The sequence below is a fragment of the Rhizobium sp. BK049 genome (assembly GCF_014193135.1).
In the GTDB taxonomy this organism is placed as follows: domain Bacteria; phylum Pseudomonadota; class Alphaproteobacteria; order Rhizobiales; family Rhizobiaceae; genus Rhizobium.
Window position 1 is genome coordinate 113,545 of sequence record NZ_JACHYV010000007.1, and the last position, 12,830, is coordinate 126,374.

The window sequence follows — 12,830 nt, forward strand, 5'->3', positions numbered from 1 at the left end:
TTTTTGTGCCGTTACCTGCATCCCAATTGAAGCGGGACGAGTGTTCTGTGGTGGTCCGTAACGATGGTCGATGTCCGGCCTGAGCTAGTTGAGTGCAGATGTTTGCCCACCTTCGCCATCACCTCCTTCAGCGTCGCGGTCAAACGATTCCACTCGGTGTGCTCGCTCGCCCGCTCCCGTGCATAGCGCGAGATGAGGTACTCACGCTTTGCTGTCATTGCCTCCAGATGCAGAGCAGTCCTTTTTCTCAGTTGAAGTTTAGCAACGAACATCGGCTCAGCGAGGTTGTGCATCCGTCCTCGTATTTCTTCTGGAGCAACGCCTTCATGGCGCAGGAAGGCGTTTAAATAGAGTTCAATAGCATGAATGGCGCACATTCGAGCTGGTGCGATCGATAGTGCAACCTGCTTCTGGCCCTCGCTGAATAGGAGGATCGAAGCGCGAGAGTAGGCATTCGCCAAGTCAAAAACTTCCCTGGGTTTGGCGTTTGAGCCTGGATATTCGTTCCCCATGAGCATCCCCGGCGGCAGGCCTCCCTATCCGTCACCTCCGATCGACTATATCGAACGGACCGACATCCCTTCGGAAATTTTTCAGCCGAAGCTAATATTGTAAAGAGGGACGAATTGAGGAGAGATTCCTACCCCTAATGGATAATCAATACAGAGGGACGCTTATATCGGCGCCTTAGCCAGTTTCGGTACCGCGTTCGGCAAACCAGCCCCGGCCAAGACCATCGCGCCGACCGCTGCCGGCAGCGCGCCGCTATAGCCGGACGGCCATATAATTCATAATCCGCAGCGCTCAGTGGCGATTTTGCTGCGTGGCAGCCATCAGCGCAACGCGATCGGCGAATTGGTGGGCAGTCTGACGACTCATACTCCGCGCGTCCGTCCTTCTTCTCACGCCGCCGCCGTTAATCTTTCCCCGGCGATCCGATAAGAGATCGCTTCGGCGAGATGCAAACGGCCCACTGTCGGTTTGTCGTCGAGATCGGCAAGCGTGCGGGCGACCTTGAGGACGCGGTGGTAGCCGCGGGCGGAGAATTTCATCTTGTCGGCGGCGTCGCGCAGGAGCTGCAGGCCGGCGGAATCGGGTTCGGCGAGTTTTTCGATCATCGCGGTGGAGCAGCGGGCGTTGGTGCCGATATCCCCAGCGCCGGCGCGCTCGAAGCGCTCCTGCTGGATTTCGCGGGCGCGGGCGACGCGGCGGGCGACGTCGGCGCTTGCTTCGGCCGCCATCGGCCGGATCAGATCGGCGGCGGAGACGGCCGGCACGTCGATGCGGATATCGATGCGGTCCATCAGCGGCCCGGAGATGCGCGCCTGGTAATCGCTCATGCAGCGCGGGCCGCGGGCGCAGGTGTGGCCCGGCTCGCCGGCCATGCCGCAGCGGCAGGGGTTCATCGCCGCGATCAGCTGGAATTTCGCCGGATAGGAGACGCGGTGATTGGCGCGGGCGATGACGCATTCGCCGCCTTCGAGCGGCTGGCGCAGCGCATCGAGCGCCTGCGGCGTGAACTCGGGAAACTCGTCGAGGAAGAGCACGCCGTGATGGGCAAGCGAGGCCTCGCCCGGCCGAGCACGCAATCCGCCGCCGACGAGCGCGGCCATGGTGGCGGAATGATGCGGGGTGCGGAAGGGCCGGCGGTCGGACAGCTTGCCGCCGGTCAGCTGGCCGGCGATCGAATGGACCATCGACACTTCAAGCAGTTCGGCGGGCGAAAGCGGCGGCAGGATCGAGGGCAGGCGCGACGCCAGCATCGATTTGCCGGAGCCTGGAGGCCCGACCATCAGGAGATTGTGGCCGCCGGCAGCCGCCACCTCGAGCGCGCGTTTGGCGCTTTCCTGGCCCTTGATCTCGGCAAGGTCGGGCAAGTTGGCGGCATTGGCGCGGATCGACGGTTCCGGCCTAGACAGTACCTGCGTGCCGCGGAAATGATTGGCAAGGGCAATCAGGCTGCGCGGGGCGAGAATATCGACCTCGGAGCCGGCCCAGGCGGCTTCCGCGCCGCTTTCGGCCGGGCAGATCAGCCCCTTGCCGAGCGCATTGGCGCCGATCGCGGCCGGCAGCGCGCCGGCGATCGCGGCGATCGTTCCGTCGAGGTTGAGTTCGCCGACGACGACATAATCGGTCAGCGCGTCGCCAGGAATGGCGCCGAGCGCCGCCATCAGCGCGAGTGCGATCGGCAGATCGAAGTGTGAGCCTTCCTTCGGCAGATCGGCGGGCGCCAGATTGACGGTCACCCGTTTGCCCGGCAGCGCCAGGCCGGAGGCGTGAAGGGCAGCCTGCACACGCTCGCGGCTTTCGGCCACCGCCTTGTCAGGCAGACCGACGATCTGCATGCCGACCTTGCCGGGCGCAATCATGACCTGAACCTCGACCGGAACGCCTTCGATGCCCTGGAATGCTACCGTACTGACACGCGCGACCATATGCCCACCCTTGTCCCGCAAACTCTTAGACCGCCCCTGTGGCCGTGAAAGCCAGCGGTTGCAATCTGGCACGGAAACAGGACTAAAACAAGAACAATAAAAGAACGCAGGCAGATAATCAGTGGCAGGCGCGGTTGTACCCAATCGCAGCCTCAGCCGCGCTTGCGCTCGATCGCGTCCCAGAGCAGGCTTGCTATGTCGGCGCCGCCGAACTTCCTGACCTCGCGGATGCCTGTCGGCGAGGTGACGTTGATCTCGGTCATGTAATCTCCGATCACGTCAATTCCGACGAGCAGGAAGCCGCGTTCCCTCAGCGCGGGGCCGATGCGGGCGCAGATTTCCTTCTCGCGCGGCGTCAATTCGGTCGCCTCGGCGCGGCCGCCGACATGCATGTTGGAGCGGCTGTCATGTTCGGCCGGCACGCGGTTGATCGCACCGGCGAACTCACCATCGACGAGGATGATACGCTTGTCGCCCTTGCGCACGTCGGGCAGATATTGCTGGGCGATGAAGGGCTCGCGGAAGAGCTGGCCGAACATTTCCAAGAGCGATGAGAGATTGCGGTCGTCGCGGGTCGAATGGAAAACGCCGGCGCCGCCATTGCCATAGAGCGGCTTCAGGATGATGTCGCCCATCTCGTCGCGGAAGCGGCGGATTTCGGCCGGATCCTTGGTGATCAGCGTCTTCGGCATCAGATCGGCGAATTCGGTGACGAAGATCTTCTCCGGCGAATTGCGCACCCAGGCCGGATCGTTGACGACGAGCGTCTTCGGGTGGATGCGCTCGAGCAGATGCGTCGAGGTGATATAGGCCATGTCGAAGGGTGGATCCTGGCGCAGCAGCACCACATCCATGGTCGAAAGATCGACGCGCTCAGGCGCGCCAAGCTCGAAGTGATCGCCCTTGACGTCGCGCAGCACCATGGGCTCGACGCTCGCAAAGAGCTTGCCGTCGCGAAAGCTCAGGCGCTCGGGGGTGTAATGGAAGAGCCTGTAGCCGCGCGCCTGCGCTTCCAGGCTCATAGCGAAGGTGGAATCACCTGCGATATTGATGCCGGCGACATGATCCATCTGGACCGCTACATTGGTGATCTTGGCCATTTCCGTCCCTCGCTGAATGCCGGACAGATGTAGGTCGGCCCGGCATTAAACGCAACGGTCATCAAGGGCTTCGGGCGTTCGCAACTTTCAGGCGGCGATGCCCTGGCTGCCGCCGTTGCGCAGCATGTTGCGCAGACGGTAGGCGATCGCCAGAGGCTTGGGGAAAGGCTTGCGCAGGAAGGCGACCTTGCGAACATAGTTGTCGACCCGCCAGCTCGCCCAGGTTCCACCTGCGAAAAAGGCGACGTCGCCGGTGCGCAAGGTCCGTTCCGTGCCGTCCTCGGCGGTGATATGGACCTCGCCTTCGAGGATCATCACGGTCTCGTCCCAGCCGAAATACCAGCGGAATTCGCCCGCCGTGCAGTCCCAGATTGCTGTCAGCGATGCCTCGTCATGGCCGCGCGAATGTTCGGCGGTGCGCGCCTGCGGATTGCCGCTGATGATCCAGTCGGGATTGATTGGCGTCGATTTCAGCGGCAGGTGGTCGCTCGCATGGGCGACGAAGGATTTCCCGGCCGGCTTCAGCGCAATATACGGCACCGAGCGCGCCGCCATGGCGACCGCGCTTGCGAGCATCATCTTCAAGGCCACGCAACAACCCCCAAATCTCAACCCCTATTGCGACGGTGGGTAGCAGAAAGTCGTAAGGAGCTCGTTCAACGGGGGACTAAAATTTTAACAATCCGGTAACTCGACCGGGCTGAAAGCGCTCAGAAGGCGTCGGGAAAGTGCCGTGGCAGCCGGCCGGGCATGACCGCGACGATATCGTAGCGCTGGGAAAGGCGGGCCTGATCCGCCTGGCGGGCGAGCCACAGATCGCTTGCCGCCCGGATGCGCTTCTGAGCGGCGACAGAGACGGCGTCGATCGCCGCAGCCTCGCCATGGCGGGCCTTGACCTCGACGAAGACGGCGAGATCGCCCTTGCGGGCGACGATATCGATCTCGCCGAGCCTGGTGCGGTGGCGCAGCGCCAGGATACGGTATCCCTTCAGCATCAGGAAGGCGGCGGCGACATATTCCGACATGCGGCCGCGGCGTAGCGCCTTCCGTTTGATGGCGGTAAGCTCCTTATCTCCCATTGCCGCCCTTCATCTCCAGCAGGCGCTGGTAGAGCGCCTTGCGCGGCAGGCCGGTGAGACGGGCGGCCTCGGTCGCAGCCTTTGCCGTCGGCATCGACATCGAGAGGTCGGCAAGCACGGCTTCGACATCGGCCTCGGATGTTTCGGCTGGCTGCGGCGGACCCACGACGAGGACGATCTCGCCCCTGACGTTTTCCACCTGCTGGTAATGGGCGGCGAGTTCGGCAAGCGTGCCGCGGCGGAATTCTTCATAGGTCTTGGTCAATTCACGGCAGACGCAAGCCGGCCGGGCCGGGCCGAGCACATCGGCGGCGGCAAGAAGCGAGGCAGCGATGCGATGGGGCGATTCAAAAAAGATCAGCGTCGCCGGAGCTGCGGCAAATTCACCGAGACGATCGCGGCGGGCCTTGTCCTTGGCCGGCAGAAAGCCGGCAAAGAGAAACGCGTCGTTCGGCAGGCCGGAACCAACAAGGGCGGCGAGCGGCGCCGAGGCGCCTGGAATGGGAATGACGCGGTAACCGGCGGCAATTGCCTGCCGGGCCAGCCGGTAGCCGGGATCGGAGACGAGCGGCGTGCCGGCATCGGAGACGAGCGCCACCGAGCGCCCGGCTTCGAGCGCCTGGATGAGCCGCGGGCCGGCTTCGTCGGCATTGTGCTCATGGTACGCGAAGGGGCGGTTCTGGATGCCGTAGCGGTCGAGCAGAACGCGGGTGACGCGCGTGTCCTCGCAGGCCAGCACGTCGGCGCCGGCCAGCGTTTCCAATGCGCGCAGCGTGATGTCGCCAAGATTACCGATCGGAGTGGCGACCAGATAGAGCGCCGGCTCCAGCGGCCGCGCCGGCACCGCCATGTTGTGCAGGCGGAAGCTTCGCCTCGTGGCGTCCTCGCCTGTGGTTTGCTCGTTCATGCCCTTTGCCTTCGTGCCGCCGGCGCCTTGCCGGTTCATCGGCCTTTATGGGCGAGCGCTGCGGCTTCGGCAAGGGTTGGGATTTCTGTGAGCATTGCTCCGGAAAACCTGAAATGCGAGGGCTCGGCCGTCCATGCCTCTTGCCATCCAATGCTGAAGTCTGCCATTTTGCCCGTCCACTCCCCCGACCTAAATCGGGAAAGCATTCTTCGGGCCTTCGATGCGCCCGGGCAGTCACGGTCGAAAGCGGTAGCATCCCATGCGTATTACTATTGAGCGGTCAAACCTTCTGAAATCGCTGAACCACGTCCACCGTGTGGTCGAACGTCGCAACACGATCCCGATCCTGTCCAACGTACTGCTCAAGGCCGATGGCCAGAACCTCGACATGAAGGCGACCGACCTCGACCTGGAAATCACCGAGGCGACGCCGGCAAGCGTCGAGCAGGCCGGCGCTACCACCGTTCCCGCCCATCTTCTTTACGATATCGTGCGCAAGCTTCCAGATGGCGCCGAAGTGCTGCTGGCGACCAGCACCGACGGCGGCTCGATGACCGTCCAGTCCGGCCGCTCGAAGTTCTCGCTGCAGTGCCTTCCGGAATCCGATTTCCCGGATCTGACCGCCGGCACCTTCACGCATTCCTTCAAGCTCAAGGCGACCGATCTGAAGATGCTGATCGACCGCACCCAGTTCGCGATCTCGACGGAAGAAACGCGTTATTATCTGAACGGCATCTTCTTCCACACGATCGAGAGCAATGGTGAGCTGAAGCTCAGGGCGGTCGCGACCGACGGCCACCGGCTGGCCCGCGCCGATGTCGACGCGCCGTCGGGCTCAGAGGGCATGCCCGGCATCATCATTCCACGCAAGACCGTCGGGGAACTGCAGAAGCTGGTCGACAATCCGGAAGCGATCGTCACCGTCGAGGTTTCCGACGCCAAGATCCGCATGACGATCGGCTCGATCGTCCTGACCTCGAAACTGATCGACGGCACATTCCCGGATTACCAGCGCGTCATCCCCACCGGCAACGACAAGGAAATGCGTGTCGATTGCACGACCTTCGCCCAGGCAGTCGACCGCGTCTCGACGATCTCCTCCGAGCGCGGCCGCGCCGTGAAGCTCGCGCTGTCCGACGGGCAATTGATGCTGACCGTCAACAATCCGGATTCCGGCAGCGCCACCGAAGAAGTCGCCGTCGGCTACGACACGGATGCGATGGAAATCGGCTTCAATGCCAAATACCTGCTCGACATCACCGCGCAGCTTTCCGGCGAGGAAGCGATCTTCCTGCTGGCCGATGCCGGCTCACCGACGCTGATCCGCGACACCGCCGGTGACGACGCGCTCTACGTCTTGATGCCGATGCGCGTCTGACGGGAACGAAGGCGGCCGCTTTCGGTTCTCCTCCTGTCAAACAGGAGGATTCCAGAATGAAGAAGACGGGGGCGGTGCGCATCGGCATATCAGGCTGGACCTATGCGCCCTGGCGCGGCCAATTCTATCCGGAAGGACTGCAGCAGAAGCAAGAGCTTTCCTATGCCGCCCGTCACTTCCGTTCGATCGAGATCAACGGCACCTTCTATGGGCTGCAGAGGCCCGAAAGCTTCGGCCGCTGGCGGGACGAAACGCCTGATGATTTCGTCTTTGCGGTCAAGGGGCCGCGCTTCCTCACCCATGTGCGGCGACTGAAGGAGATCGAGGCGCCGCTTGCCAATTTCTTCGCCTCGGGTCTGCTCAGGCTTGGCCCCAAGCTCGGGCCGATCCTCTGGCAATTCCCGGCCAACATGGCCTTCGATCCCGATCGTTTCGAAAATTTCCTGTCGCTGCTGCCGCATGATCATGATGCGGCGATAACGCTTGCCAGGCGGCATGACGAGCGCCTCAAACAGGCATGGCTCAAAAGCGACGGACACCAGCCGATCCGCCATGCGTTCGAAATCCGTAACGACAGCTTCCGCTCAGCCGAGTTCATCGAAATGCTCCGGCGACACAAGGCCGCGCTGGTCTGCGCCGATACGGTGAAATGGCCGCTGCTGATGGATATCACCGCCGACTTCATCTATTGCCGCCTGCATGGATCCGAACAGCTCTATGTCAGCGGCTATGAAGACGAAGCGCTTGATCTATGGGCCGAGCGCATCCGCGCCTGGGCAACGGGCGGAGAACCAGAGAATGCGACGCGGATCCTTGCGCGGCTGCCGGCGAGAGCCAAGGGCCGCGACGTCTATCTTTATTTCGACAACACCGATAAGAAACTTCGCGCCCCTGTTGACGCCGGCCATTTGAGCGAAAGACTTGCCGACCTCATGCCTCGTTCCCAGCGAAAGGCCGCATGAGCTGTTGATGTCGATGTTCTCGTTGCGAAAATCCTTGTCCCGGGAGCGACAAGCAGCATATTAAGACAGTCGATCAACGTGCGGATGGGTGGAGAATGCGCTTACGGGTCAAGGTGAAGGAACACCTCGGGAAGAGATTTGATGAGGAAATCCGTTTCTTCCGGGGCATGATGCAGGGGCCGAAGACGGTGGGCTCGATCGTGCCGACCTCTTCGATTACCGCCAAGCGCATGGCCAGCGTCATCGATATGCATTCGGGGCTGCCAGTGCTGGAACTCGGCCCGGGCACTGGTGCCATCACCAAGGCCATCCTCGGCCGGGGCGTGAAACCGGAAAATCTGGTGGCAATCGAATATTCGACGGACTTCCACCAGCATCTGCTGCGGACCTATCCCGGCGTGCATTTCATCAACGGCGATGCCTTCGATCTCAAGACCACGCTTGGCGCATTCGGCGAGCAGACGTTCGATTGCGTCATCTCCTGCATTCCGCTCTTGAATTTCCCGATGGCGATGCGCGTCTCTCTGCTGGAAAGCCTGCTCGACCGCCTGCCGGCCGGCCGGCCTGTGGTGCAAATCTCCTATGGCGCGATTTCGCCGATCGCCGCCAATCCCGATCGTTATCACATTCAGCACTTCGACTTCGTCATGCGCAACATCCCTCCGGCGCAGCTCTGGATCTACCGCCGCGGCTGAGATGTTCGGACTTTATATCACCCACCCGCAAGTCAAGATCGATGCGAACGTTCCCGTGCCGAAATGGGGCCTTTCCGATGTCGGGGCTGCGCGCGCCCGCAGAGCTGCCGAGAGCGGCTGGGCCAAACGGCTGACCCGCATCGTCTCCAGCGATGAGACGAAGGCGATCGAGACGGCCGAAATTCTGACGGCCGCCTCCGGTATCAGCATCGAGATCGTACATGACATGCACGAGAACGACCGGTCGGCGACCGGCTTCCTGCCGCCGCCGCAATTCGAAGAGGCGGCCAACTGGTTCTTTGCCCATCCGGAAAAAAGCTTCCAAGGCTGGGAGCGCGCCGTTGACGCGCAGGCCCGCATCGTGGCGGCGGTCAAGGCCGTTCTCGCCACGCATGATCCGGCCGCACCGATCGCCTTCGTCGGTCATGGCGGCGTAGGCACGCTGCTCAAATGCCATCTGGCGGGGCGGCCGATTGCCCGCGACCGCGACCAGCCGGCCGGCGGCGGCAATCTCTATGCTTTCGGCCTTGCGGATCTCGGCCTAACATGCGACTGGACGCCCATCGAAGACTGGCGGGGGTGACTTCACATGGATGCACGCGAGCGGTTGATCGTCGGCCTGGATGTTCCAACGATCGGCGAGGCGGAAAGACTGGTTTCCACGCTCGGCGACGACATTCTCTTCTATAAGATCGGCTATCAGCTGGTCTTTGCTGGCGGCCTCGAATTCGCCCGCGACCTTGCCGCGAGCGGCAAGAAGATCTTTCTCGACATGAAGCTGCTCGACATCGACAACACGGTCGCGTCGGGCGTCGAGAATATCGCCAAGATGGGCATGTCGATGCTGACGCTGCATGCCTATCCGAAGGCGATGAGGGCGGCGGTGGAGGCCGCTGCCGGCTCCGGCCTCTGCCTGCTCGGCGTCACCGTGCTGACCTCGATGGATTCCGAGGACCTTGCCGAGGCCGGCTATAGCCAGGACCCGCACAGCCTGGTACTCAGCCGCGCCGGACAGGCCCGCGCCGCCGGCATGGGCGGCATCGTCTGCTCGGCGGCGGAGGCGGCCGAGGTGCGGGAGGTCGTCGGTCCCGGCATGGCGATCGTCACCCCCGGCATTCGCCCGACCGGCAGTGACAAGGGCGACCAGAAGCGGGTGATGACACCGTTCGATGCGCTGAAAGCGGGATCAACCCATCTCGTCGTCGGCCGCCCGATCGTCAAGGCACCCGACCCGAGAGAGGCCGCGCGCGCCGTTCTCAACGAGATGGTGAGCGCGCTCTGGCCGGCAAACCGCTGAATTCAAAAGAACAAGGGAGAAGATCATGGCCAAGGCATACTGGATCGCCCGCGTCGACGTTCGTGACGCCGATCGCTACAAGGATTACGTGGCGGCGGCCAAACCGGCCTTCGAAAAATACGGCGCGAATTTCCTGGCGCGCGGCGGCGCCATCACCGAGCTCGAAGGCAAGGCGCGCGCCCGCAACGTCGTGATCGAATTCCCTTCGATGCAGCATGCGGTGGATTGCTACAATTCGCCGGAGTACCAGATCGCCGCCAAGATCCGCCAGGAAGTGGCGGATGCGGAAATGGTCGTCGTCGAAGGCGTCTAAGCTGCGCGCACCGCCAAAAACTGACGGCGCGATAGGCCTTCCCGTCGCCTCGGGATTGGGCTAATACGGTGCCGACAATCCCAAGCCTTTCGAGGAAACTGCCATGACCCTTGCCAATCTGCCGCCGCTCGTCACCGTGTTCGGAGGGTCCGGTTTCGTGGGCAGGCACGTGGTGCGGGCGCTCGCCAAGCGCGGCTATCGCATCCGCGTCGCCGTGCGCCGGCCCGATCTCGCCGGCTTCCTGCAGCCGCTCGGCAATGTCGGCCAGATTTCCTTCGTGCAGGCGAACCTGCGCTACCGCAACTCGATCGACCGTGCCGTCGAGGGCGCCAGCCACGTCGTCAACTGCGTCGGTATTCTGCATGAGACCGGCCGCAACACTTTCGACGCGGTGCAGGAATTCGGCGGCCGCGCGGTTGCCGAAGCGGCGCGCAATGCCGGCGCGACCCTCACCCATATTTCGGCCATTGGCGCCAATGCCAACTCCGATTCGGATTACGGCCGCACCAAAGGCCGCGCGGAAGCGGCCATCCTCTCCATCAAGCCGGATGCGGTGATCTTCCGTCCGTCGATCGTCTTCGGGCCGGAGGACAGCTTTTTCAACAAGTTTGCCGACATGGCTCGCATGTCGCCCGTCCTGCCGCTGGTCGGCGGCGGCAAGACGAAATTCCAGCCTGTTTATGTCGAGGACGTCGCCGAGGCGGTCGCCCGCGCCGTCGATGGCAAGGTTGCGGGCGGCACGATCTATGAGCTCGGCGGGCCCGAGGTGCTGAGCTTCCGCGAATGTCTCGACATGATGCTGAAGGTGACGTGCCGCAAGAATCCGCTGGTGTCCCTGCCCTTCGGCCTGGCTTCGCTGATCGGCAGCATCGCCTCGCTGATCCCCTTCGTGAAGCCGCCGATCACGCCCGACCAGGTGCGCCTGCTCAAGCGCGACAACGTCGTTTCCCCAGAAGCCGAGGCGGAAGGCCGCACGCTGAAGGGACTCGGCATCACACCCACAATGCCGGCATCGGTGCTCGGCTCCTATCTCGTGCAGTATCGTCCGCACGGCCAGTATACTGGCTCCGGCAAGGCCGCCTGACCATCTTTGCCGAGAAACGATAGCGCCGTCCGCCGGTCCCGCGGGCGGCGTTTGCTTTGCCGCAGCATGGCGTTCTTTGCGCGTCCTGAACGGCGTGTGGCTCTGCCATGCCGGCGCAAGCTCGGCATATTTTCCTGCCGGCCATATCGAGCAGCGTTGCATAAAAGGCGCAGCGGAAATTTTGTGGAATTAACTTCAAATTTAGCAGGAACGTTTATTGCTATTTGTCATTCCACTGACTACCAAACCCCGCGCCTTCCAACGGACTCAACGTCTGCGAAGGCGTGCGGCAATCACTGTGAAAGGCATTTCTCGATGGGCAAGTCAATCGCGCTCCTTTTTGCGTGTGCGGCGCTGATTATCATGGCAGGTTCCTTCGTTGCGCCCGGTTCGGTCGCGGCGGTCAAGGGCGACTGCTCGCCGGCTTACGGCGTCGATCCTTGCTCGACGGCTTCGATCAGCCATTGACGAAAAGGCCGGTGCTTTGCGCCGGCATCCAAAAGACAAGCAATCGGGAACGCCGAACAAGGCGTTCCGCAATGACGGCTCGATATTGCCTGCTTCAAAGCGGCGACGAGCGTCCTTCCTCTCAAGATGTTCTGAAAACTCGACGCTTGCCGGCGAGCGGGTATCGTGCGCCAAATTCCGACAGGGCAATGCATTCGCGCCGGGAGTTGCGCGAATGCAGTTGCAGGTTGCTCAGGCGATCAAGCCGGTCGCGGCCATGCCGAGCAGCAAGACACCGAGAATGATGCGGTAGATGGCAAACAGCGTGAAGCGGTTGCTCCTTATATAGGCGAGCAGCCATTTGACGGCGATGAAAGCGATGATCGTGGAGACCACGAAGGCGATGGCGAGCGCCGTCCAGTCTTCACCTGCCGCGCCGCCGTCCTTGAAGGTCTTCAGCAGTTCATAGCCGCTTGCGGCATACATTGTGGGAATGCCGACGAGAAAGGCAAATTCGGTCGCCGCGGCGCGATTGCCGGTGCCGGCCAGCAAGGCGACGAAAATGGTGGCGCCGGAGCGTGACGTGCCCGGAAAGACGCCGGCAACGATCTGGGCGATGCCGACCAGGATGGCGACAAGCCAGGTGATTTTTTTATGCGGCGGCCGGCGCGCGGCGGCCCATTCGGCAAAGATCATCCAGATGCCGCCGATGATGAGCGCCCAGGCGATCGGCGTCGCGGTCTCGGGCAGTTCGAAGCCGAGCTTCTTGACGACGAGGCCGAGAATTGCGGTGATGAGAAATGCGACGATCAGCTTGGCGGCATAGTCCCGATTCTCAGGCTCGCGCCAGCCGAGCACCAGATCCAGCAGGCGGCGCCAGTAGATAATGGTGACGGCGAGGATGGCGCCCGCCTGAATGACGATATTGAACATGTCCGAGCGGTGTCCGAGCCATTGCTCGGCAATGATCAGGTGGCCGGTGCTCGAGATCGGCAGAAATTCGGTGATCCCCTCTATGACACCGAGAATTGCGGCACTGATATAATCCATACATTGTCTCCGGTTTAAAGTTCGGTCGGCCTGATCGCTTGGGTCGATCAGGCTGCCGTTTCCATTCGTTCGTTAGACCGTGT

The 12,830-nt window shown here is 62.6% G+C and carries 14 protein-coding genes; 7 read left to right on the forward strand and 7 right to left on the reverse strand.

Annotation, left to right across the window (positions count from 1 at the left end; translation table 11 throughout):
• Positions 1-11: 11 nt before the first annotated feature.
• From FHT70_RS09765 to rsmI, 6 genes are all read right to left on the reverse strand, one after another.
• Positions 12-512 (reverse strand): hypothetical protein, encoded by a 501-nt coding sequence (locus tag FHT70_RS09765; protein ID WP_246721803.1) that lies wholly within the window; start codon positions 510-512, stop codon positions 12-14.
• Positions 513-902: 390 nt separating this feature from the next.
• The gene (locus tag FHT70_RS09770; protein WP_183700596.1) at positions 903-2,435 is read right to left on the reverse strand and encodes a YifB family Mg chelatase-like AAA ATPase; all 1,533 of its coding nucleotides are present in this window, start codon (positions 2,433-2,435) and stop codon (positions 903-905) included.
• A 152-nt stretch (positions 2,436-2,587) separates the two neighbouring features.
• The gene (gene gshB, locus FHT70_RS09775) at positions 2,588-3,535 is read right to left on the reverse strand and encodes a glutathione synthase (RefSeq protein ID WP_183700598.1); all 948 of its coding nucleotides are present in this window, start codon (positions 3,533-3,535) and stop codon (positions 2,588-2,590) included.
• An 87-nt stretch (positions 3,536-3,622) separates the two neighbouring features.
• Entirely contained in the window at positions 3,623-4,126 is a 504-nt protein-coding gene (locus FHT70_RS09780; RefSeq protein WP_311043956.1) for a cupin domain-containing protein, read from the reverse strand.
• A gap of 119 nt (positions 4,127-4,245) precedes the next feature.
• Positions 4,246-4,614 carry a YraN family protein gene (locus tag FHT70_RS09785; RefSeq protein ID WP_097599490.1) on the reverse strand — a complete coding sequence of 123 codons (369 nt, stop codon included), beginning with the start codon at positions 4,612-4,614 and terminating at the stop codon, positions 4,246-4,248.
• Complete coding sequence (gene rsmI, locus FHT70_RS09790) at positions 4,604-5,521, reverse strand: 16S rRNA (cytidine(1402)-2'-O)-methyltransferase (protein ID WP_183700600.1); 918 nt, start codon at positions 5,519-5,521, stop codon at positions 4,604-4,606. Before rsmI ends, FHT70_RS09785 begins: the two co-directional genes overlap by 11 nt.
• A 259-nt stretch (positions 5,522-5,780) precedes the next feature.
• On the opposite strand from rsmI, the gene dnaN reads away from it, so the two are divergent.
• The 7 genes from dnaN to FHT70_RS09825 all read left to right on the forward strand — a co-directional run bounded on the left by dnaN (position 5,781) and on the right by FHT70_RS09825 (position 11,250).
• Positions 5,781-6,899 (forward strand): DNA polymerase III subunit beta, encoded by a 1,119-nt coding sequence (dnaN, locus tag FHT70_RS09795; RefSeq protein WP_183700602.1) that lies wholly within the window; start codon positions 5,781-5,783, stop codon positions 6,897-6,899.
• A gap of 56 nt (positions 6,900-6,955) precedes the next feature.
• Positions 6,956-7,861, forward strand: coding sequence for a DUF72 domain-containing protein (locus tag FHT70_RS09800; protein ID WP_183700604.1), 906 nt, complete (start codon positions 6,956-6,958; stop codon positions 7,859-7,861).
• 95 nt (positions 7,862-7,956) lie between these two features.
• Positions 7,957-8,556, forward strand: a complete 600-nt coding sequence (gene pmtA, locus FHT70_RS09805; protein ID WP_183700606.1) for a phospholipid N-methyltransferase PmtA — start codon at positions 7,957-7,959, stop codon at positions 8,554-8,556.
• A 1-nt stretch (position 8,557) separates the two neighbouring features.
• Complete coding sequence (locus tag FHT70_RS09810; protein ID WP_183700608.1) at positions 8,558-9,139, forward strand: histidine phosphatase family protein; 582 nt, start codon at positions 8,558-8,560, stop codon at positions 9,137-9,139.
• A 6-nt stretch (positions 9,140-9,145) separates the two neighbouring features.
• Positions 9,146-9,853, forward strand: a complete 708-nt coding sequence (gene pyrF / locus FHT70_RS09815; RefSeq protein ID WP_183700610.1) for an orotidine-5'-phosphate decarboxylase — start codon at positions 9,146-9,148, stop codon at positions 9,851-9,853.
• Positions 9,854-9,878: 25 nt separating this feature from the next.
• Complete coding sequence (locus tag FHT70_RS09820) at positions 9,879-10,166, forward strand: DUF1330 domain-containing protein (RefSeq protein ID WP_183700612.1); 288 nt, start codon at positions 9,879-9,881, stop codon at positions 10,164-10,166.
• Positions 10,167-10,269: 103 nt separating this feature from the next.
• Positions 10,270-11,250 carry a complex I NDUFA9 subunit family protein gene (locus FHT70_RS09825; protein WP_183700614.1) on the forward strand — a complete coding sequence of 327 codons (981 nt, stop codon included), beginning with the start codon at positions 10,270-10,272 and terminating at the stop codon, positions 11,248-11,250.
• Positions 11,251-11,949: 699 nt separating this feature from the next.
• Here the strand turns inward: FHT70_RS09825 and FHT70_RS09830 are convergent.
• Positions 11,950-12,747: an undecaprenyl-diphosphate phosphatase gene (locus FHT70_RS09830; RefSeq protein ID WP_183700616.1), complete on the reverse strand. Its 798-nt coding sequence runs from the start codon at positions 12,745-12,747 to the stop codon at positions 11,950-11,952.
• Positions 12,748-12,830: the final 83 nt, after the last annotated feature.

Coding starts and splice junctions, on each gene's coding strand:
- FHT70_RS09765 (WP_246721803.1), bottom strand. CDS start 512: ATGGGGAACGAATATCCAGGCTCAAACGCCAAACCCAGGGAAGTTTTT.
- FHT70_RS09770 (WP_183700596.1), bottom strand. CDS start 2,435: ATGGTCGCGCGTGTCAGTACGGTAGCATTCCAGGGCATCGAAGGCGTT.
- gshB (WP_183700598.1), bottom strand. CDS start 3,535: ATGGCCAAGATCACCAATGTAGCGGTCCAGATGGATCATGTCGCCGGC.
- FHT70_RS09785 (WP_097599490.1), bottom strand. CDS start 4,614: ATGGGAGATAAGGAGCTTACCGCCATCAAACGGAAGGCGCTACGCCGC.
- rsmI (WP_183700600.1), bottom strand. CDS start 5,521: ATGAACGAGCAAACCACAGGCGAGGACGCCACGAGGCGAAGCTTCCGC.
- dnaN (WP_183700602.1), top strand. CDS start 5,781: ATGCGTATTACTATTGAGCGGTCAAACCTTCTGAAATCGCTGAACCAC.
- FHT70_RS09800 (WP_183700604.1), top strand. CDS start 6,956: ATGAAGAAGACGGGGGCGGTGCGCATCGGCATATCAGGCTGGACCTAT.
- pmtA (WP_183700606.1), top strand. CDS start 7,957: ATGCGCTTACGGGTCAAGGTGAAGGAACACCTCGGGAAGAGATTTGAT.
- FHT70_RS09810 (WP_183700608.1), top strand. CDS start 8,558: ATGTTCGGACTTTATATCACCCACCCGCAAGTCAAGATCGATGCGAAC.
- pyrF (WP_183700610.1), top strand. CDS start 9,146: ATGGATGCACGCGAGCGGTTGATCGTCGGCCTGGATGTTCCAACGATC.
- FHT70_RS09820 (WP_183700612.1), top strand. CDS start 9,879: ATGGCCAAGGCATACTGGATCGCCCGCGTCGACGTTCGTGACGCCGAT.
- FHT70_RS09825 (WP_183700614.1), top strand. CDS start 10,270: ATGACCCTTGCCAATCTGCCGCCGCTCGTCACCGTGTTCGGAGGGTCC.
- FHT70_RS09830 (WP_183700616.1), bottom strand. CDS start 12,747: ATGGATTATATCAGTGCCGCAATTCTCGGTGTCATAGAGGGGATCACC.